Source organism: Flavobacterium zhairuonense (genome assembly GCF_004352915.1).
Lineage (GTDB): Bacteria > Bacteroidota > Bacteroidia > Flavobacteriales > Flavobacteriaceae > Flavobacterium > Flavobacterium zhairuonense.
The window spans coordinates 24,610-44,398 of sequence record NZ_SJSY01000074.1 but is presented as its reverse complement, the minus strand read 5'-3'; the positions used below and the strand labels follow the sequence as shown (position 1 = coordinate 44,398).

General features: G+C 30.7%; 19 protein-coding genes. 16 read left to right on the top strand and 3 right to left on the bottom strand.

Going from position 1 to position 19,789, the window contains the following annotated elements; all coding sequences use genetic code 11:
• The first annotated feature begins 66 nt into the window (after positions 1 to 66).
• The 5 genes from EYY60_RS14545 (at position 67) to EYY60_RS14525 (ending at position 6,060) form a co-directional block, all read left to right on the top strand.
• Positions 67 to 870, top strand: coding sequence for an intermediate filament family protein (locus EYY60_RS14545; protein WP_132990050.1), 804 nt, complete (start codon positions 67 to 69; stop codon positions 868 to 870).
• A gap of 70 nt (positions 871 to 940) precedes the next feature.
• The gene (locus tag EYY60_RS14540; RefSeq protein ID WP_132990049.1) at positions 941 to 2,227 is read left to right on the top strand and encodes a HEPN/Toprim-associated domain-containing protein; all 1,287 of its coding nucleotides are present in this window, start codon (positions 941 to 943) and stop codon (positions 2,225 to 2,227) included.
• 153 nt (positions 2,228 to 2,380) lie between these two features.
• Positions 2,381 to 3,514 carry an IS3 family transposase gene (locus EYY60_RS14535; RefSeq protein WP_132990048.1) on the top strand — a complete coding sequence of 378 codons (1,134 nt, stop codon included), beginning with the start codon at positions 2,381 to 2,383 and terminating at the stop codon, positions 3,512 to 3,514.
• 10 nt (positions 3,515 to 3,524) lie between these two features.
• Positions 3,525 to 4,682: an IS3 family transposase gene (locus tag EYY60_RS14530; RefSeq protein WP_132990047.1), complete on the top strand. Its 1,158-nt coding sequence runs from the start codon at positions 3,525 to 3,527 to the stop codon at positions 4,680 to 4,682.
• 289 nt (positions 4,683 to 4,971) lie between these two features.
• Positions 4,972 to 6,060 carry an HNH endonuclease gene (locus EYY60_RS14525; protein WP_132990046.1) on the top strand — a complete coding sequence of 363 codons (1,089 nt, stop codon included), beginning with the start codon at positions 4,972 to 4,974 and terminating at the stop codon, positions 6,058 to 6,060.
• 209 nt (positions 6,061 to 6,269) lie between these two features.
• Here EYY60_RS14525 and EYY60_RS14520 read toward each other — a convergent pair whose 3' ends face one another.
• The gene (locus EYY60_RS14520) at positions 6,270 to 6,899 is read right to left on the bottom strand and encodes a recombinase family protein (RefSeq protein ID WP_132990045.1); all 630 of its coding nucleotides are present in this window, start codon (positions 6,897 to 6,899) and stop codon (positions 6,270 to 6,272) included.
• 137 nt (positions 6,900 to 7,036) lie between these two features.
• Between EYY60_RS14520 and EYY60_RS14515 the strand changes: the two genes are divergently transcribed.
• Positions 7,037 to 7,552, top strand: a complete 516-nt coding sequence (locus tag EYY60_RS14515) for a hypothetical protein (RefSeq protein ID WP_132990044.1) — start codon at positions 7,037 to 7,039, stop codon at positions 7,550 to 7,552.
• 59 nt (positions 7,553 to 7,611) lie between these two features.
• On the opposite strand, the gene EYY60_RS14510 is transcribed toward EYY60_RS14515, so the two are convergent.
• Complete coding sequence (locus tag EYY60_RS14510; protein ID WP_132990043.1) at positions 7,612 to 9,084, bottom strand: phage integrase SAM-like domain-containing protein; 1,473 nt, start codon at positions 9,082 to 9,084, stop codon at positions 7,612 to 7,614.
• Positions 9,085 to 9,469: 385 nt separating this feature from the next.
• Between EYY60_RS14510 and EYY60_RS14505 the strand changes: the two genes are divergently transcribed.
• Complete coding sequence (locus tag EYY60_RS14505; RefSeq protein WP_132990042.1) at positions 9,470 to 9,997, top strand: hypothetical protein; 528 nt, start codon at positions 9,470 to 9,472, stop codon at positions 9,995 to 9,997.
• 163 nt (positions 9,998 to 10,160) lie between these two features.
• On the opposite strand, the gene EYY60_RS14500 is transcribed toward EYY60_RS14505, so the two are convergent.
• Positions 10,161 to 10,883 carry a hypothetical protein gene (locus tag EYY60_RS14500; RefSeq protein WP_132990041.1) on the bottom strand — a complete coding sequence of 241 codons (723 nt, stop codon included), beginning with the start codon at positions 10,881 to 10,883 and terminating at the stop codon, positions 10,161 to 10,163.
• A gap of 303 nt (positions 10,884 to 11,186) precedes the next feature.
• Here EYY60_RS14500 and EYY60_RS14495 point away from each other — a divergent pair, with 303 nt between their 5' ends.
• The 9 genes from EYY60_RS14495 (at position 11,187) to EYY60_RS14455 (ending at position 19,715) form a co-directional block, all read left to right on the top strand.
• Positions 11,187 to 12,107, top strand: a complete 921-nt coding sequence (locus EYY60_RS14495) for a DnaJ C-terminal domain-containing protein (RefSeq protein ID WP_132990040.1) — start codon at positions 11,187 to 11,189, stop codon at positions 12,105 to 12,107.
• On the top strand, positions 12,097 to 12,396 hold the full coding sequence (locus EYY60_RS14490) for a chaperone modulator CbpM (protein ID WP_132990039.1): 300 nt from the start codon (positions 12,097 to 12,099) through the stop codon (positions 12,394 to 12,396). Before EYY60_RS14495 ends, EYY60_RS14490 begins: the two co-directional genes overlap by 11 nt.
• Before the next feature lie 325 nt (positions 12,397 to 12,721).
• Positions 12,722 to 13,105, top strand: coding sequence for a RidA family protein (locus tag EYY60_RS14485; protein WP_026729120.1), 384 nt, complete (start codon positions 12,722 to 12,724; stop codon positions 13,103 to 13,105).
• Positions 13,106 to 13,254: 149 nt separating this feature from the next.
• Complete coding sequence (locus EYY60_RS14480; protein WP_132990038.1) at positions 13,255 to 14,511, top strand: voltage-gated chloride channel family protein; 1,257 nt, start codon at positions 13,255 to 13,257, stop codon at positions 14,509 to 14,511.
• Between the two features lie 101 nt (positions 14,512 to 14,612).
• On the top strand, positions 14,613 to 15,617 hold the full coding sequence (locus tag EYY60_RS14475) for a DHH family phosphoesterase (RefSeq protein WP_132990037.1): 1,005 nt from the start codon (positions 14,613 to 14,615) through the stop codon (positions 15,615 to 15,617).
• Between the two features lie 6 nt (positions 15,618 to 15,623).
• Positions 15,624 to 16,313 carry a gliding motility-associated peptidyl-prolyl isomerase GldI gene (gldI, locus tag EYY60_RS14470; RefSeq protein ID WP_132990036.1) on the top strand — a complete coding sequence of 230 codons (690 nt, stop codon included), beginning with the start codon at positions 15,624 to 15,626 and terminating at the stop codon, positions 16,311 to 16,313.
• 15 nt (positions 16,314 to 16,328) lie between these two features.
• Complete coding sequence (locus EYY60_RS14465; RefSeq protein ID WP_132990035.1) at positions 16,329 to 17,405, top strand: peptidylprolyl isomerase; 1,077 nt, start codon at positions 16,329 to 16,331, stop codon at positions 17,403 to 17,405.
• Between the two features lie 32 nt (positions 17,406 to 17,437).
• On the top strand, positions 17,438 to 18,601 hold the full coding sequence (locus EYY60_RS14460) for a peptidylprolyl isomerase (protein ID WP_132990034.1): 1,164 nt from the start codon (positions 17,438 to 17,440) through the stop codon (positions 18,599 to 18,601).
• Positions 18,602 to 18,818: 217 nt separating this feature from the next.
• Complete coding sequence (locus EYY60_RS14455) at positions 18,819 to 19,715, top strand: EamA family transporter (RefSeq protein ID WP_132990033.1); 897 nt, start codon at positions 18,819 to 18,821, stop codon at positions 19,713 to 19,715.
• Positions 19,716 to 19,789 lie beyond the last annotated feature (74 nt).

Genomic DNA, 19,789 nt, shown 5'->3' with positions numbered 1-19,789 from the left:
GACAAAAACTAAAGAAAAACTTGTAATTAATTTATTACAGTCACAAAAAACATATTTACTAAGCAAATGACTATTTCAGATTTAATAAAGGAAGTAATTGATTCTTCCAAAGAACGTGTAAAAACACCAATTAGTGGAGCATATTTATTATCATTCATATTATGGAATTGGAGACCAATCACATTACTTCTCTTTGAAAATACTACAATAACACAAAAAATTATAGTAATCAATTCTGAATATTGCGATGTAATGGCTTTAATCGGCCCTTTTCTTCTTGGTATTTTCTTTACAGTCGGTATTCCTTATATTATGACAGTTATTGATTTTTTATTAGCACCTGCAAAAAAGAAAAGATTGCGAACAATTTATCAAGCTAAAAATAACGAGCTGAGTGAACAAATAGAACTCGTTGTAAAAGAATTGGAGCTGCAAGACAAAAGAACTAGAAGCAAAACAACTGATGATTTTGAAAAAGAAATTAGTGCATTACAAAATAGATTAGATACTATTAATAACTCTAATAAATCCATAGTGGACGACTATGAAAATAAAATTCAAGATTTAACTAAAATCTTACAAAAAACTATTTCTGAAAGGGAAAACGAAAAAGAAATTAATGATTTTAGAATTTTAATGATTAATAGCGAATTTCATCCAACAGATTTCCAGTTTGTAAAAAATACTGAATTAACTAAAAACGATGTTTATGGCAATTCCTTAATTACTCCTAAAGTTCAAACCTTTCTTACACAAAAAGAATTCATCGAACCTTTTAATAATGGTTTTAGGATTACACAGAAAGGCATCAGTTTTATGAAATTTGTAAAACAGACATTAAACAATAATGAAAACAAAACCTCAAATTAAAGTTTTCTAATGCCAATACTTTGCGTGCAATTGTGAAATTAGCCAATAGGCAAAAAAATAATCATAAAATATGGGATGGTATACAGAGTTAAAAATAGGTGGATACAATTGGAGCTGGAGAAAGAATTTGCCAATTGAGGTACCATTACTCTTTTTTGGACATCATAAAATTATCGGCGAGAATATAATCGATTTGTCATCAGATTCGAATGATTTTGTTGGCTTTGAAGCAACAGTAGGTCAAGTTATATCAAATTTAGATAAACTTGGATTGACCTTGGATTTCTTTATTTCAACGTACAGTTCTTACAGAGAAGGCCTTATTCATTGGGGAGTTTCAACTCTAAATGCTCGTAAATTTTTTTATGAATTGGAAATAGATAAAACTCCGGAAACAAAAAAAGGAATAAAGGAATTAAACAATCAAATAAAAAGGATTAAAGAAAGTAATGGCAAGAATGATATTTTATGTTCAATAGAAGTACTTAAGAGCAAGATTAAACTTGAGTCACATTTATATGATGATAGATCTTTAATTCCAAGTCTAGACACCGTTGATATGAAATACCTTAATGATCTCAACATAATAGAAGCAACATCTTTTGGAATTTTCTTGAATTATGCTCATGAAAATTTACCTGAAATTGCCTGGCTTTATGAAGTACGTTTAATACTTGAAACCTTAAACAAAAGGACAAAAGTAAAATTAGACATGAAAGAATGGGTAATGGAAGGATTAAATATGGATGTAATCAAAGATTCAATTGATTCACTTGCATTAAAAGCAAAAACATATACAAAGACATTCGATGCAATACTTGGAGGAAATGAAACTTATAATAAAGAATATGAAAGAATTCAATTAACAGAAAAATGGAAAAAACTAAATTCTCTTAAAAAGGAAGATATTTCTAAAGGAACTAAATTGGAAGATTTCATAGCTTCTTTATTTCATAAAAAATTTGGTTTTGATGTTTTAGCTAAAAAATTATTAACCGAAACTCAAGAACTGGACATAATACTTAAAAATGTATCGAAAAACGATTTTGTTAAAAGTTTAAATAGTCCATTTGTGTTAATTGAGTGTAAAAACTGGTCTTCACCAGTGGGAGTGGCTGAAGCAAGAGTTTTTGAAAGCAAATATCGTGAATCAGGAAGTAAAGTCAATTTAGGAATTTTTGTAGCTATAAATGGAGTAACCAAACCTTTTAAGACTCATATTAATAACTTAATTAGGGAAGGCATTAATTTAATTGTAGTAAATAATAAGGACATTGAACAATATCTCTATAGTGAAGATTTAGATATTGGTATTTGGTTAGAAAATCTGATTTCAAAACAATTTGTATTAAAATAAGATAATAATATACCCAGGTTACCACTTTAAGTTTTAAATATAACCAAGATTTTTAATAAAGATAATGATTACAATATCATTATCTTTTATTTTTTTATATATCTATCTCATTATTTCTTAAATTCACGTAATGGAACCTAAACTTTTTAGGAAATGGAGAAGAATAAAATTTACGACCGTGATTTCAAATTAAATGCAGTCCAATTAGCACTTAAAACAAATCTTTTTAAAGTAGCAAAAGAACTTGGTGTACCAACTACAAATATCTATAGATGGCAAGCCGAATTTCAAAAATATGGTGAAGCAGATAGCTTTTGTGAAGGTCATTTTAGAAACCCCGAGCAAAAAAGGCTTGCAGTACTTAAAATGACACTCACAAAAAAGCTACAAAAATTAGAACGTCAAGTTGAAATTTTTAAGAACGCAAGAAAATATATCCTTCAAGGAAAACCAATGATTTTTCATTTTATTGAAGAAAATTTACACAGATATCCAATTTGCCGAATGTGTAAAGTTTTAGACATAAGAGAGACAACTTATTATAAATGGAGGGATAAAATAGTTTCTTCAAGACAACTTCAAACAAGTTTAATAGACAAAGAAATAACTTCCATATTTTATGAAAATAAAGAAAGATATGGTAATTATAAGATTTCCGCAGAATTGCAAAGTCGTGGTCTTAAATTACAACCTTGTACAGTTACTGGGTATATGAAAAAATTAGGTCTTACCAGTAAGCTTTGTAGTAGACGTAAAGTAAAATCTGATGCACCATTTATTAAAAAACATAACCCTTGCATTTTTCCTAATGTTCTAAACAGACAATTCAAAGCTGATGAACCTTCGCACATTTGGGTATCGGGTATAACAAACTTAGAAACAGAGGAAGGTCTTCTATCTCTAACAATTATTATGGATTTATTTGACAGAAAAATTATTGGATGGAATTTGAGTACAGGTGCGACAATAATGGAAACTTCAATGCCAGCTTGGGAAATGGCTGTTCTAAATCGTAAACCTAAAAAAGGATTAATATTTCATTCTGATAGGTCGCCTCAATACGCTAATAAGATGTTTACTCGTAAATTGAACTCATATAAACATATTAAACGAAGTATGAGCAGGAAAGAGAATCATTTAGATAACGCTGTGCCTAAAAGCTTTTTTATCGCCCTTAAATCTATACTAGCTCCTTTAAATGAACTTCCTAGTAAAAAAGAAATGGAAGAAAAAATACCTGAATATCTTGAACAAACATTAAAGGTTTTTAAGTACAAATTATTATAAACTTCATGTTATGAAAAATTATGATCGTGCTTTCAAAATCAAAGCAGTCAAATTAAGCTATAAAAGAGGTAAGGGACAAATTGCAAGTATTGAAAGGGAGTTAGGAATAACTGCAAGTTGCTTGTATCGATGGCGACAAGACTATGAAAAATTTGGAACAGGAAGTTTTTGCGGAGCGGGGTATTTAAAATTAACGCCTGAGCAAAGTATAATTTTTAATCTCAAAAAGAAAGTTAAAGACTCAGAACTTACACTTGAGATTTTAAAAAGTGGAAGTAGATATGTTGCTCAAGGAAAAATACCAACAAAAAATTTCATTGAAAACAACAAACATAAATTTTCTATTGTAAAAATGTGCAACTCATTAGAAGTTTCTAGAACTACATATTATAATCGGAAAAGACAAGAAATTCCAAATACTGAATTGCGAATAAATTTATTAAAAGAAAAAATTACAGCTATATTTTATGAATTTAAGCAAACGTATGGAGGCCCAAAAATTGCTAAAGAACTTGAAAAGAGAGGATATATATTATGTAGTTCACAAGTAAATATTTATATGAAAGCATTAGGACTACGCAGAAAAACCAAAAGAAAATACAAAGCAACGACAGATTCATTTCATAATCATTATGTGTCTCCAAATGTTTTAAATAGAGAATTTAAGGTTAGTGAGCCTTCTCAAGTTTGGGTTTCGGACATTACGTATTTACAGACAAAGAGAGGCTTTCTATATCTTACCATTATTATGGATTTATTTGATAGGAAAATAATAGGATGGAGTTTAAGTGATACAATGGGTACAAAAACGACAACTTTACCAGCTTGGGAAATGGCAGTTAGCAATAGGAAAATTGATAAAGAATTAATTTTCCATTCCGATAGAGGTTCTCAATATGCTAATAAAGTTTTTACAAAAACTTTAGATTCTTGTAAGTGCGTCAGACGCAGTATGAGCCGAAGGCAAAACCACAATGATAATGCCGTTTCTGAAAGCTTTTTCAGCATATTTAAAAGAGAATTCATTAACAGGGATAAACTTATATCGAGAAAACAGTTGAGAATCGAAGTTTATGAATACATTGAAAATTGGTATAACAAGAAAAGAAGACATTCAGCTATAGATTATATGACGATCGAAGAATTTGATAGATTACATTCCGTATAATATTGATGTTATCTTAGAAATCATTCCATATCACTTAGAGTGATTGTTTGATTATACATATATATTAATATAATATTAAAACAATATATCATGAAAACACTTTCAAATCACATTCAAGGAAGTTTTAAGCCATAATCTTTTGAGTTAGAATTATGACGAATACAACAACATTAAAAAATGAAATGAATTTGATTTTTAAAAGTTTAAAACTGGCAAGTTTTTGACACCTTGCTATTGTAGTTTTATAGTTTTATTTTTACAATATTTAATTTTCATAATTGGCAGGCAAATGGGATTTCCTAAAAAAGTTAAAGATCAGATATTAGTTTTGTGTGCACGTCATTGCTGTGTTTGTCATACAAATGCAGGTTTGAATATGGAAATACATCATATTAAACCTGAAGCTCAAGGCGGAGAAAATACATTAGAAAATGCAATAGCTCTATGTTTTAATTGTCATTCATTTGCAGGTCATAATTACAATAATTCACATCCAAAAGGTATAAAATACTCACCGGAAGAACTTTTATTACATAAGGCAAATTGGATAAAGAAAGTCAAAGAAAATAAGATAATTTCTAAAGATACTTTGGTAGAATTGTCAATCAATAATAAAGATTACAAGGGAGCTCTTAAGCCCATATTTATAAAGGAAATAACCACGCATATTGAAAGAGACTCTTGGAAAAAAATTTATGAAATACTTGGAAAAGACCCTATGGAACATGTTAATCAAATGAAATCAAATGATTACAATGATCCTTATTATAAAAATATTGTAAATAGAATTGAAAATTTTGATCAATATTTAGACTTTATAAATGGTGATTTTCCTAAAAAGGATTTTGCAAAAGTATCTGATGTGACTGAAAATACAAATTGCCAGCCAGTAAACTATTTATTGCCTAGTATGCTAGGTTATAAATATACTGAAGAAAGAAACTTAAGTAACTGTATTTTAGATTTGAAGTTTACGAATCATGGTCCTCAAGTTTTAGAAGATTACAAATTGTATATAACTTTTAGCGATGTAATTGAAGTTGATTCAGTTAATAAACGAAAATCTTGGGATGATCTTTATAAATATCAATATAATGTTTCGTTTATAGAAGACAATAAAGCAGAATTCATTCCTAAACAAAATGTTTTAGTACAAAATGATTCGATAACTATTGATTCCATTTGTTTTAGAACTAATCATAAAACTAAAAGTATAGTTGTGAAATGGGAATTATTTGCTAGAAATTTTCATGATGAAGGAATAATGCAAATTAAAATTTCTCCAAGTTTTGAAAAATTAGAACATACAAGATATGAAAAGAATGCAGATGAAAAGAAAGTTAAAATTAGAGTTCTCCCAAAAATAGAAACCTACTGATCGATTATTAAAACGAAAAAACACCTAATGAATTAGATGGTTCAAAAACTATAGTTGGATTATACAAGACTCCGTTTATTATTGTTAATTAGTTATGAAAATTATGATGGTAACCTGGGTATATTATTATCTAAAATAATTTTTAAATAACATTTATCTTTACCTTTTAAAAATTAAAATTGAAACTAATACTAATAAAGTGTATCATTTTAATTTTTGTGATCTGTTAGTTTTTTTATTTTTTGAATAGTCCCACTGCTTCTATCAGTTAATTTCATTATTTTTCTAATTGAATATCCCTGTCTTAACAACTTTACAACTTCTTTATTTTCAGCTAAAATAGTCTCAGAATCTTTTTTAAATCCATCTTTTCTACCAACTTTACCACCATTTTTTCTGTAACTATCATATCCAGATTTTATTCTCTGTCTAATCTGCGTTTTTTCCATTTCACTTACAGAAGTCAAAATTTGAATTAAGAATTGTGACATTGGGTTTATTTCACATTTTTCGTTGAGAGTTTCAATATTATGATTCTTAATGTAAAGAGAAATACAATTATCATTTAACAATTGAATTGTTTTCAAAACCTCAATCGTATTTCTCCCTAATCTACTTAGTTCCCAACAAAGAACTTTATCAATCTTATTAGTTTTGACAAAGTTTACCATCTTCATCAGTTCTGGTCGTTCTTCATTTATTTTTCCTCCAGAAACTTTTTCTTCAAAAATATTAGAAACATGATATTTCATATTTTTGGAAAACTCTATTAACTCTTCTGTTTGTCTTTTGTAATCTTGACTATTTGTTGAAACTCTTGAATATATAACAACTTTCATTTTGTATCGTTTTAATATTTTATATTATAAAGATACAAAAATATATCATACTACATTATTTAAAATAGATTAAAATGATACGTTTTAAACTTGGTACATTTTTCATCAAATAAATATCTTTTAATACATTTGTTTTTATGATAGAAAAATTCAAAGAGTGGGTGGAAATTGGATTTATAGGTTTTGATCTCTCCGACCTAGATGATACATACTCCTTGCATGTTAATAAAACAGCCTATAAGGCTGTTATGCAGTCTTCGGTAATCAATTTGTATAAAAATTTATCCGATGATTATTATAGCTTACTAAAAAGAAAGACTCGTTCAAATATTTATAGAGAAATCTTTCCAAAAAAATATTCTGGCTTTACATATACAAATTTTGGATATAAGGAACATAAAAACAATGAGTTCTACGAAGGATATTTAATAACCGTAACTATATTTGGTTCAAAAAGAGACGAGCAAAAATTTATTGATTTTAATGAATTTGTCGATGATTCAATTTTAAAAGTAAAGACTCTAATAGAGCAAGATGAAAATTTCGATAATTTTACTTTTAAAATTGCATTTTTAAATGATAATCGTTGGGAAGCAACCATACATATCTATCTATTCAATCTTAATAAAATTAAGAAATTAAAAACTTATTAAAGCCCGAAATTCTCATAATCATGTAATCTTTTAAAATTAAAATATCCTAAAAAAAATCTTTATCTCCTAAACTTGTAATTAATTGCAGTATTTACCAAATCAGATTTTTTAAAATCAAATCCTGTCTGTATATATTTTTGCGTTGTTGCTAAATTTGTATGCCCTAATGCAATTCTAATATCATTAAGATTAATATCTTTCATTTCTAATAAAAGATTTGTAAATGTAAAACGAGAAACATGCGTTGTTATATCTGTAATAGATAATTCATATCGTTTTGCCATTCTTTTTAACTTTGCATTATAAGAAGTGAATCTACTTTTATAAGTATCAAACTGCAATTTATTCATTGGTTGATTATTATTATAATCTTTAAAACAGTCTGATTTTACAAAGTCCTTAAACAGTAACTCTTTTGGATCTAATTTTTCAATATGTCGATTAATAACTCGTTTACATTTCAAGTTAATTTGTTTTTCAACTTTAATCAACTCATCAATTATAGTTTTGGATTCCATATCACTAGACTTTATTTTAAAACCGGAATAAATCTCATATTTTTCATCTACCCTATTATAGTCCCTTTTTATTTTTGTTTCTAAAACAAACCTTGCCTTTCTATAAGAAATTATTTCTGGCTTAAGAATTTTTGAATTTGATTCTATATCTTTAAGATGACTTAATAAGCCAAATATCTCCATTAATACATATATAATCTTGTCACCATAATTTACCTTAATCGGAATATTAGTTTTAGTTTGAAAATATTCTATATATTCTTTCTGAATGTTTTCATTTTTCATCAACATCATATCTGCACATCTTAATCCATTACTGAATAAAGAAAACAAAAACATTCTACTTTCAATAAAATACAAATCTCCTTTTTTTATTCGCAATAATTTTTGTACGTCCTCATATGACAAAATCTTTTTTGGCTTAGGGTTAACTTTTACTCGATATTCATTAAAAGGATTCTTACCAATATAAATATTATTACTAATCGCATTATTAAAAACTGTAGAATAGTTATTAAAATAAAATCTTATGGTAGAAGACTGTAAAGATTCACTTGTGAAATAATTATTCATTTCTGTAATAAAATCGTTGTCTATTTCATCAAAATCAATATCAGCAAGTTCATACTTATAGAATAAAAATTTCTTAAACATATTTGAACTGCTTTCATAGGTATTTTGAGTCGAATAATTATTTTTTAGATTTTTTCTTGTTTGCATATAACTCAAAAACTGGTAATGATGGATGCTTTTTTCTGCCTTTTTTAAAAAAGGATTTTCTAGTAGTTTTTTCCTAATCTTACTATTAATTTCATCAAAATTGATTTTTTTATTTGGCTCAAACTGGTTGAAACTTTTATTAAAGTAATCTTCAAATTGTCTTCTAGGCAAACTATAATTTAAACTAATTTTCTTCTTTTTTACAAATTCCCCTTTTCTTTCTATATAAGTTACGAAAAGATAACCTTTCTCATCTCCCTTGTTTTTTTCTGAAAATACAATGCTTGCCTTCATATAATATTCGTTTTAGATAATTAACAAATATATGGAGTGGGAAATAAGTGGGAAAATAAACTACTAAAATATTTCAAAAAAGAAGTGACTTTAAAATATAACTGCTTGATTTTAAATACAATAAAAACATAAAGAATATACGTTGTGTTGCATGCGCAAAAGTACTTTTTATATTCGAAATTCAAAAATCGGAGCACTGAAAAAAAAAATTTTTTTTCAGCGCAGATTCTAAGATACTAAGCTACTAAGATTCTGAGCTATTTTTTTTTAAATTCAAAAAGAAAAAACTTAGCGCCTTAGAAGCTTAGCAACTTAGTATCTTTACCAAAAAATCCAAATCCCAAATTATTTCGTATGTAACGAAAAACCCAATTTAAATTTAACTATGAAATCAAAACTTATTGCCTTGACAGTTTGTCTGTCACTTTTTTTAACTTCTTGTGATGCTGTTGATGATTTATTGACTTTCACTATTTCGAACAATACTTCGATTACAATCAAAAGTACTTCACCTATTAATTTGCCTTCGGAAATAATCACGCCGGAAGTAACGACAAATTCATCTGCAGAATTTCAAAACAACAAAACAAAAGCAAGTCTGGTAAAAGATGTAAAATTGAGATCGTTGAAATTATCGATTTCTGATCCATCAGATAAAACGTTTACATTTTTGAAATCGGTTCATTTGTATATTTCAACTACAAATTCAGATGAAATTGAATTGGCCTATCAAGATAATATCATGTCAACCAGCAACACAATTGATTTGATTTGTACCGATCAAAAATTGGATCAATATATCAAAGCCGATAGCTACAAAATAAGAACTAAAGTTACTTTGAAAGAAACTCTAACAAAAGATGTAACTGTAAAAGCAGATATGAAGTTTAAGGTTACTGCGGATCCTTTCTAAGATGCTAAGACGCTAAGATACTAAGGTTCTAAGTTTTTCCCGCAAGCTTAAAACTCAAACAAAAAAGGAGATTCTTAAATAGAATCTCCTTTTTTGTTTATAATATAATCAGAATCAAATCTTAGCATCTTAGAACCTTAGCGTCTTAGTAACTCAGAAAAAATCATTCTTTTGTAACCACAATCGAAGCCTTAAATCCTGCCGCTAGATTGTCCCAATAATCATTGGTCACCAATTGTCCTTTATCATCAAAAACTTGGATTTCTGCTGTGTTTCCTCCGAGGCTTCCTATATTAAGGGCTTCAAAATCTAATTTGTTAAATCCATCAGCCAGATTAATTTTTACATCTTTAAAATTGGCGTCCAAAAATATCTGATCGCGAATGACTTGATCGTTATTTGAGACTTTTACCAAATCACCGTCGATTGCTCCAAAATCACGAAATTTGACAATAAAATATTGCGATTTTGTTTTAAAATCTCCCAAAGAAATATTCTTTTTCACTAATGTCCCTCTTCCTTCGCGAAGTCCAGCATCTTTTAAAGCTTTATCTAAATCTTTTTCCATTTTGGCTACATAACGATCTCCAGGATTAGCAAACTGGCTTTCGGTTGACATCGTAAATTTGCTTTTTTCTTCTCCAATCTGAAATTTTGATTTTGTCGTTAATTGTGTATTATCATAAACATTTGGCGTTTTGATACTTGGAATTTCAGAAGTTGAAGCAGCCGGATCATCTAAACTTGGCAAATCAGGAGCCGGTATTTTTTTGGGCTTCGCATTAAACTTTGGTGCAGGAATACTCTTGAATTTAGTGCTAAATTCATTTTGAGCTGAAAGCGTTGCAGCGGTAAAAAATAATATGAAAAATAAAATATGCTTCATTGAAAACGTTTTATCGACTCGGCCTGTTAATTTTTGCAAAATATTTTAGTGTAGAGCAAAAATACTATAATTTGTTTACGCACTTCCACTTTAAGTATTTTATAACAATATTTTGGCCTAATTTTTAGAATCAAAAAACCTGCCATAGTTTAATTGCTCGTATTAAATTTTAACATTATCCTTAAAAATATTCGCACAATCATTTTGCGAAATTTTTGCTATAAAATGCTCTTTTGCTTTGAGAATAAGCAACTTATTCCTAAATTCAAGCTTTAAATTTTTGTTCATCAAAAAATCAAGAAAATGGATTATATCGACTATTATAAAACATTGGAAATCACAAAAACAGCTACAGAAGCCGAAATCAAAAAAGCGTACAGAAAATTAGCTCGAAAATATCATCCCGATTTGAATCCGAATGATAAAGAAGCGGAGAAAAAATTCAAAGAAATCAATGAAGCAAATGAAGTTTTGAGCAATCCGGAAAATCGAAAAAAATATGATAAATACGGAAAAGACTGGAAACATGCCGATGAATTTGAAAAAGCTGGCTACGACCCAAATCAGCAACAACAGCAATATTCAAGACAGCAAAGCGGACAAGATTTTTCTGGTTTTGGAGGTGATTTTTCTGGAAGCGATTTCTCCGAATTTTTCAATTCGATGTATGGATCTGGAAGAAGTTCTCGAAGTCAATCCAAATACAGAGGCCAAGATTTCAATGCTGAATTACAGCTCGACTTAGCATCGGCATACACGACACACAAACAAAGCTTGACTGTAAATGGAAAGAATATCAGAATTACAATTCCGGCTGGAGTTGAAAATGGTCAGGTTATAAAAATTCCTGGGCATGGTGGCGCCGGAGTAAACGGCGGGCCAAATGGCGATTTGTATATTACTTTTCAAATCTCTAACAATTCTGATTTTAAAAGAGACGGAAATAACCTCTATTCTAATGTTGACTTAGACTTATACACAGCAATTTTAGGTGGCGAAATAAACATAAAGACCTTTGATGGAAAAGTAAAAATAAAAGTGCCGGCCGAAACTCAAACAGGCACAAAAGTAAAATTAAAAGGAAAAGGCTTTCCGATCTACAAAAAGGAAAATCAATTTGGTGATTTATATCTGACATACAACCTTAAAATCCCAACCAAATTATCTGAAAAAGAAAAAGAATTATTTGCAGAATTAGCTAAACTTAGAAATCATGGCCAGTAAAAATTTGATTCAAATAAAACAATTTTGTCTGTATCACGAAATTGAAAATACCTTTATAAAAGAGCTTAACAATTATGGTTTGGTGAAAATTATTTTTGAAGAAAATGATGAATACTTGGAACCAGAAGAATTGCCAACGATCGAGAAAATGATGCGCATGCATTACGATCTTAACATTAATATGGAAGGAATTGACGCGATTTATCACTTGTTGAACAAAATCGAAATTTTGCAACAACACTTGACAAATACACAAAACAAACTCCGAATTTATGAAGACCAGGAGTAAACTAGAACCGTAGCTTTAAAAAATTCATTTTGACTCCAAATCACACAATTTTTCACAAATTAATTTGCGTGAATTTGTGCAATTTGTGGTTAAAAACATTTTAGAAGCTAAAATCGCGCGCAAATTTAACTATATATTTGAATTGTTTTTTTTTATCTATAAAGAATCGGAATCATTTTAAAATATCACAAAAAAGAAAGATTTCTTTCGGGATTTCAACCTAAAACGGTTCTTTTTGACGCGCTTATTTTATAAATTGCAACACATTAATTAACCTGAATTTGTTTTAAAAACCATCAAAAAACAATTCAAAAAAACTCATACAATGAAAAGAGAAAACATCTTAACAGGATCGCCGTGGGAAGACAAAATGGGATACTGCCGCGCTGTAAGAATTGGCAACATTATTGAAGTTTCGGGAACTGTAGCAATCGTTGACGGCGAAAAAGTAAAAGCCGATGACGCTTACGCACAAACGTACAACATTATTGAGCGCGTTGAAAAAGTTCTTGAAGATTTGAATGTGGGAATCAAAGATGTTATCAGAACACGAATTTTCACAACTGATGTTTCTACTTTTGAAGAAGTTGCTAGAGCACACTCAGCTTTCTTTAAAGATGTAAAACCTACAACTGGATTTTATGAAATCAGCAAATTAGTTGCACCTGAATATTTAGTTGAAATAGAATTTACAGCTGTAGTGCAGTAATATTTTTTTTGCCACGAATTTCACTAATTTACACTAATTATTTTTTACCTCTCCCAATAGCAATGGGGTAAAAAGATTAAAAATGATTTTTTCTATTTTAATTCGTGAAAATTCGTGAAATTCGTGGCTGAACTATTTTAGCATCATTAATGACTTCCCAAAACACTAAACAATTACTGCTTTCTCTTCCTAAATGGATTCTTATCTGTGCTTTAATTGGTATTTTATCTGGATCTGCATCTGCATTTTTTCTTGTTTCTTTAGAATGGGTTACTCAATTTAGAATTGCACATGACTGGATTATTTGGCTTTTGCCAATTGGCGGATTATTAGTTGGCTTGAGTTATTATTACTGGGGAGAATCTGTTGCAAAAGGAAATAATTTATTGCTGGAAGAATACGAAAATCCTCAAAAAGTGATTCCGTTTAAAATGGCTCCTTTAGTGCTTTTAGGAACTTTGCTCACTCACTTGTTCGGAGGTTCAGCCGGACGTGAAGGAACTGCAGTTCAAATGGGAGGCGCAATCGCTGATCAATTCACCAAAATTTTCAAACTCGATAATTCCGAACGCAAAATTTTAATTATTCTTGGAATCAGTGCTGGTTTTGCATCTGTTTTTGGAACACCTTTGGCCGGCGCCATCTTTGCTTTGGAAGTTTTATACTTTAGTAAAATCAACTTCAAAAGCATTTTACTTTCTTTTTTAGTCGCTTACGTTGCCTATTTCACAGTTGAATTTTGGGAAATAAAACATACTCATTATAGTATTCCAACAATTCCAGAACTTAGCTTAAACAATATTATTTTCACTCTAATTGTTGGAATTTTATCAGGCTTAGCGGCTTTATTATTTGCTCGAAGCACCCATTTTTGGAGTTCTCTTTTCTCAAAAAACATTAAATATCCTCCACTTCGTCCGGTTATCGGCGGTGTAATTTTGGCAATTGCCATTGCGGGTTTTGGATTTACAAAATTTTCTGGACTTGGCGTTCCTGTGATTGTAGATTCATTTTCAAATCCGAATGAATGGTATGATTTTCTGCTAAAAATTTTCTTCACTGGATTTACTCTCGGAGCTGGTTTTAAAGGCGGTGAGGTAACGCCTTTATTTTTTGTTGGAGCAACTTTAGGAAGCGCTCTGTCAACTATAATTCCAATGCCAATTGCGCTTTTAGCCGGAATTGGATTTGTGGCTGTTTTTTCGGGCGCAACTCATACTCCAATTGCTTGCACAATAATGGGAATGGAATTATTCGGAATTGCTCCCGGAATATTTATCGCTATCGGATGCACAATTGCTTATTTTTCTTCAGGCTCTGTCGGAATTTATAAATCGCAGATTGTCAAAGGTGCGAAGTATAAATTGTATCAACGATTTAAGAAAGAAGAATTAGAACATCTTTAATTAAAATTCCAAAATTCATAATTCATAACTCCTAACTTAAAAGTGTGTTAATCTATAAAATGATTGCAACATTACATTAAAAAAATGTAAATTCGCACACTATGAAAATACAAGATATCCAAGCGATACAATTGTTGCTTGCTGCCCCAAAGAAAATTGCAATAATTCCGCATAGAGGCCCAGATGGAGATGCCATGGGATCGACCTTGGCTTTATACCACTTTTTAATAAAAAACAATCATCAGGCAACCGTAATTGCGCCAAATGATTTTCCTGAATTTCTGGCTTGGCTTCCAGGTTCTGAAACTGTAAAAGTTTTTGAAAAAGACACCGAAAACTGCACCAAGATTTTAGAAGAAGCTGAGTTAATTTTCACACTTGATTTTAATGCGTTTCATCGTACAGGCGAAATGGAACATACTTTAGCAAAACTAACCGTTCCGTTTGTCATGATCGATCATCATCAAAAACCTGATGATTATGCGACTTATATGTACTCTGATACTGAATTTGGATCAACTTGTGAAATGGTTTACAACTTTATTTCTTTCTTAAATAAAAAAGAAGACATTGATAAAACCATTGCAACTTGCATTTATACCGGAATTTTGACTGATTCTGGTTCATTCCGTTTCCCAGGAACAACAGGAAATACACACCGAATTATTGCCGAATTAATTGATCTTGGAGTTGAAAACACTCAAATTCCTGTTTTATTATTTGACAATAGTTCGTACAGCCGTTTGCAATTATTAGGGCGTGCGTTACAAAATATGAAAGTTTTTGAAGAGCATAAAACATCATACACTTCGCTTACTCAAGACGAATTAGATTCATTTGATTATGTAAAAGGCGATACTGAAGGAATAGTAAATTATGGACTAAGTATAAAAGGTATTGTTTTTACTGCTATTTTTATCGAAAATAAAGACGAGAAGATTATAAAAATATCTTTCCGTTCGCAAGGAGGTTTTGATGTAAACCAATTTGCCAGAGATCATTTTAACGGTGGAGGCCACAGCAATGCTGCCGGAGGAAAATCGGAATTATCAATGGAAGAAACTTTAGCTAAATTTGAAGATTTAGTGTCTAAACTTACAATATAACCGAATATGAAATATTTAAAAATCAGTATTTACACACTCCTTTTTACTGTTTTGCTTTCGAGCTGTAAACAGCATGAAGAAGCCAGAAGGCCACTTTCAAGAGTGTCGGGAACCTTTATGAAAAAATCAGCTGACCGAAATAAAAAGTTAGTTGCCAATGAAGAAGAAGTCATCAAAAAAATCATAAAAAGCAATCCGAAAGTAAAATATTACGCGACAAGAAAAGGCTATTGGTTTTCTTATGACGAAAGAAATCTAAATGAAACTCAAACGCCTAAAAAAGGAGATATTGCTTATTTTAATTTAGAAATAAAAGATATCAAAGGCAATATAATTTACTCAGAAGCTGATCTTGGGCCACAGACTTATTATGTGGACAAACAAGACATCATGATGGGATTGCGCGACGGTATCAAATACATGCACAAAAATGAAACCGTTACGTTTTTGTTTCCTTCACATATTGCATACGGATATCATGGCGACAATAAAAAAATTGGGCCAAATGAATCGTTAATGTGTACCGTAACGCTTCGTAATTTTGTTCCTGACCCTACCGCACCAAAAGTTGCCGTTCCTGCAGGACAGACAGCTCCAATGGATGCTTCGGCTGGACAAACGCCAAAACCTACAACACCAAAAACAGTTGCTGCAAAACCAGTCGCTCCAACTAAAAAAGATACAGTAAACCCATAAAAAAACATTTTAGAAATGAAAAAAAGCATTTTATTATTACTACTAGCCGTTACTTCTCTTTATTCATGCAAAGATGAACACAGTAATTTGCCTGATGGTTTATACGCCGATATTGAAACAAACAAAGGGCACATTATAGTTGAGTTGGACTATAAAAAAGCTCCAGTTACTGTAGCAAATTTTGTTACCCTAGCAGAAGGAAAAAACGAATTTGTGACTAAAGATTACAAAAAAGGAAAACCTTTTTACGACGGATTAAAATTCCATAGAGTTATTGAAAATTTCATGATTCAATCTGGAGATCCTGAAGGAACAGGTTCTGGAGATACTGGATATAAATTCAAAGACGAGATTACAGATTTGAAGTTTGACAAACCTGGTGTTTTGGCAATGGCAAACAACGGCCCTGGAACAAACAGCAGTCAATTTTTTATTACACATGTTGAAACGCCTTGGTTGGAAGGAAGACACACTATTTTTGGTCATGTAGTTGAAAAAGGACAAGAAGTAGTCAATCAAATAAAACAAGACGATACAATCGTTGCAATTACTATCATCAGAAATGGTGAAGCAGCAAAGAAATTTGACGCCGTAAAAGTATTTCATGACTATTTTTCAGAAATTCAAAAAGAAAAAAGCAAATATGCCGGTGTTCAAAAAGAAAAAGTAGCTTACTATGCTTCTATCAAACCAAAAGCTACTAAAACAAATTCAGGATTAGAATTTGTTATTACAGAAAAAGGATCTGGCAAAAAACCAGCAATTGGATCTCAAATTTACATTCACTATGCAGGTTTCCTTGAAGATGGAACATTATTTGATTCTAGTATTGCTGATGTAAACAAAACATTTGGAAAATACGACACTGCAAGAGCAGAACAAAACGGTTACCAACCAATCCCATTTCAAGCTGGTAAAAAAGACGGTTTGATTCCTGGATTTATTGAAGGAATCGAGCAACTTTCTTTTGGGGACAAAGCGGTTCTGTTTATACCATCTCATTTAGCCTATGGAGCAACTGGAGCTGGAGGAGTAATTCCGCCAAATGCTAATATCATTTTCGAAATTCAATTATTAGAAAAACCACAATAATAAATTATACATCGACTTAAATTCGAAACAAAATGAAATTTAAATTTCTATTATTATTTTGCTTGGCTTTAGTAAACTTACAAGCTCAAACAACAAAAAAACCAGCAGCAAAGCCAAAAGCACCTCAATCAAAAGTCGCTCCAGCAAAACCTGCTGCAACAGCAAAACCAGTTGTTCCTGAAGACCCTAACAATGGTATTTTTGCTACAATTTCGACTTCAAAAGGCGATATTGTTGTTTCTTTAGAATACGTAAAAGCTCCAGTTACTGTAGCTAACTTTATTTCATTGGCAGAAGGAAACAATCCGAATGTAAAAGTAGAAAGACTAAAAGGAAAACCATTTTATGATGGCTTGAAATTCCATAGAGTAATTAATGATTTCATGATTCAAGGTGGAGATCCTGACGGAAACGGAACTGGCGGTCCTGGATATTCATTTAAAGATGAATTTACCGAAGAATTAAAATTTGACAAAGGCGGAATTCTTGCCATGGCAAATTCTGGTCCAGCCACTAACGGAAGCCAATTTTTTATTACGCATAAAGACACTCCTTGGTTAAACGGAAAACATACTATTTTTGGCCACGTAGTTTCAGGAATGGACAATGTAAATAAAATTGTTCAGGACGATATCATGACAAAAATTACGATTACGCGCAAAGGAGATGCTGCTAAAAAATTTGACGCTGTAAAAGTTCTTGCAGATGACGTAAAAAAAGAAGAAGCTAAAAAGCAAGAAGCACAAAAGGTAGTTGCTCAAAAAGCAGCTTATATTGCAGCAACTAAAGCAAAAGCAACTACAACTGCATCTGGCTTAAAATATGTAATTACACAAAAAGGAACTGGTGTAAAAGGTCCTGAGGGATCAACTATTTATTTTCACTATGCCGGTTATTTTGAAAATGGGAATCTTTTTGACAGCAGCATGGCAAATGTTGAAAAAGCATACGGAAAATACAACCCAGCGAGAGATGCTCAAGGCGGTTACAAAGCTTTTCCTTTCACAGTTGGTAAAAAAGACGGAATGATTCCTGGATTTATCGAGGCATTAGATATGATGACAGACGGAGAAAAAGCAATTTTCTTCCTTCCTTCTAATTTAGCTTATGGAGAAAAAGGAGCTGGAGGCGTAATTCCGCCAAACTCAACTTTGATCTTTGAAATTGAAACTTATAAAAATCAGCCGGTTAAATAATTAACACGAAAGTTTTATAAAACAGAAACCATCAAAGCGTTTGTTTTGATGGTTTTTTCTTTTAAATCAAATTCTGATTTTCTGCAAAATACGCAATTTACAAATCCAAAACACTCTTAAAATAATATTAAACCAAACGTTTAGCCATAATTCCTGTCAAATCACAAACAAAATAGCTTACCTTTGCCGGCCTTAATTTTTAAAACAGGAATATCAAATGTCACAGAACAATGTATTAAAAGGAGTTTTTTTAGTTGCTTTAGGAGCTACAACTTACGGAATGTTAGCCACTTTTGTAAAAATGGCCTATTCTGAAGGATATACAACAGCCGAAGTAACAACTTCACAATTTGTTTTGGGAATAATCGGAATTTTGATCATCAATGCATTTCAGAAAATCAAAAATAAAGGAACTGCAGTAAAAGCTTCCTCAAAAAACATTTTCAGTTTGATGCTTGCCGGAACTTCATTAGGAATGACTAGTTTGTTTTATTATCTGGCTGTAAAATACATTCCGGTTTCAATCGGGATTGTTTTATTAATGCAAACCGTATGGATGGGCGTTTTATTGGAAATGATTCTAGAAAAAAAACTGCCTTCAAAACAAAAAGTAATAGCCGTTTTTATTGTCCTTATCGGAACAGCTTTGGCTACAAATCTTATTCATGCAGATTTTAAACTAGACTGGAGAGGAATTGTTTGGGGACTTTTGGCCGCTGCATCTTTTACTACTACTATGTTTACCGCAAATCGTGTTGCTACTGAAATTTCTTCAGCGCAACGAAGTCTGTATATGCTTTTGGGTGGAGCTGTAATTGTCTTTTCTTTTGCATTTGCAACACAAGTAGGAGCGTTTAATTTGGCTATTTTCATGAAATGGGGAATTGTATTATCATTGTTTGGCACCATCATTCCTCCTATGCTTATGAATGCCGGTTTTCCATTGACCGGAATTGGATTAGGAAGCATTGTTTCTGCTCTCGAACTTCCAGTATCAGTGACAATGGCTTTTATTCTCTTAAATGAAAAAGTAATCTTTTTGCAATGGCTCGGAATTGCTTTAATCATTCTTGCCATAATTATTATGAATGTAAATTTCAAGGCAAAAAAGTAAACAATTTTACATAGCTTTAAAAAAAAGCCTCTTGTAATGCAATAATTGTTAATTTTTTTATAAATTCGTGATAT

Excerpts from the sequence above, each read along its gene's own strand:
- EYY60_RS14460 (WP_132990034.1), top strand. The coding sequence starts at position 17,438 with ATGAAATTTAAATTTCTATTATTATTTTGCTTGGCTTTAGTAAACTTA.
- EYY60_RS14495 (WP_132990040.1), top strand. The coding sequence starts at position 11,187 with ATGGATTATATCGACTATTATAAAACATTGGAAATCACAAAAACAGCT.
- EYY60_RS14545 (WP_132990050.1), top strand. The coding sequence starts at position 67 with ATGACTATTTCAGATTTAATAAAGGAAGTAATTGATTCTTCCAAAGAA.
- EYY60_RS14540 (WP_132990049.1), top strand. The coding sequence starts at position 941 with ATGGGATGGTATACAGAGTTAAAAATAGGTGGATACAATTGGAGCTGG.
- EYY60_RS14465 (WP_132990035.1), top strand. The coding sequence starts at position 16,329 with ATGAAAAAAAGCATTTTATTATTACTACTAGCCGTTACTTCTCTTTAT.
- EYY60_RS14510 (WP_132990043.1), bottom strand. The coding sequence starts at position 9,084 with ATGAAGGCAAGCATTGTATTTTCAGAAAAAAACAAGGGAGATGAGAAA.
- EYY60_RS14530 (WP_132990047.1), top strand. The coding sequence starts at position 3,525 with ATGAAAAATTATGATCGTGCTTTCAAAATCAAAGCAGTCAAATTAAGC.
- EYY60_RS14515 (WP_132990044.1), top strand. The coding sequence starts at position 7,037 with ATGATAGAAAAATTCAAAGAGTGGGTGGAAATTGGATTTATAGGTTTT.
- EYY60_RS14490 (WP_132990039.1), top strand. The coding sequence starts at position 12,097 with ATGGCCAGTAAAAATTTGATTCAAATAAAACAATTTTGTCTGTATCAC.
- EYY60_RS14505 (WP_132990042.1), top strand. The coding sequence starts at position 9,470 with ATGAAATCAAAACTTATTGCCTTGACAGTTTGTCTGTCACTTTTTTTA.
- EYY60_RS14520 (WP_132990045.1), bottom strand. The coding sequence starts at position 6,899 with ATGAAAGTTGTTATATATTCAAGAGTTTCAACAAATAGTCAAGATTAC.
- EYY60_RS14500 (WP_132990041.1), bottom strand. The coding sequence starts at position 10,883 with ATGAAGCATATTTTATTTTTCATATTATTTTTTACCGCTGCAACGCTT.
- EYY60_RS14485 (WP_026729120.1), top strand. The coding sequence starts at position 12,722 with ATGAAAAGAGAAAACATCTTAACAGGATCGCCGTGGGAAGACAAAATG.
- EYY60_RS14455 (WP_132990033.1), top strand. The coding sequence starts at position 18,819 with ATGTCACAGAACAATGTATTAAAAGGAGTTTTTTTAGTTGCTTTAGGA.
- EYY60_RS14480 (WP_132990038.1), top strand. The coding sequence starts at position 13,255 with ATGACTTCCCAAAACACTAAACAATTACTGCTTTCTCTTCCTAAATGG.
- EYY60_RS14525 (WP_132990046.1), top strand. The coding sequence starts at position 4,972 with ATGGGATTTCCTAAAAAAGTTAAAGATCAGATATTAGTTTTGTGTGCA.
- EYY60_RS14535 (WP_132990048.1), top strand. The coding sequence starts at position 2,381 with ATGGAGAAGAATAAAATTTACGACCGTGATTTCAAATTAAATGCAGTC.
- gldI (WP_132990036.1), top strand. The coding sequence starts at position 15,624 with ATGAAATATTTAAAAATCAGTATTTACACACTCCTTTTTACTGTTTTG.
- EYY60_RS14475 (WP_132990037.1), top strand. The coding sequence starts at position 14,613 with ATGAAAATACAAGATATCCAAGCGATACAATTGTTGCTTGCTGCCCCA.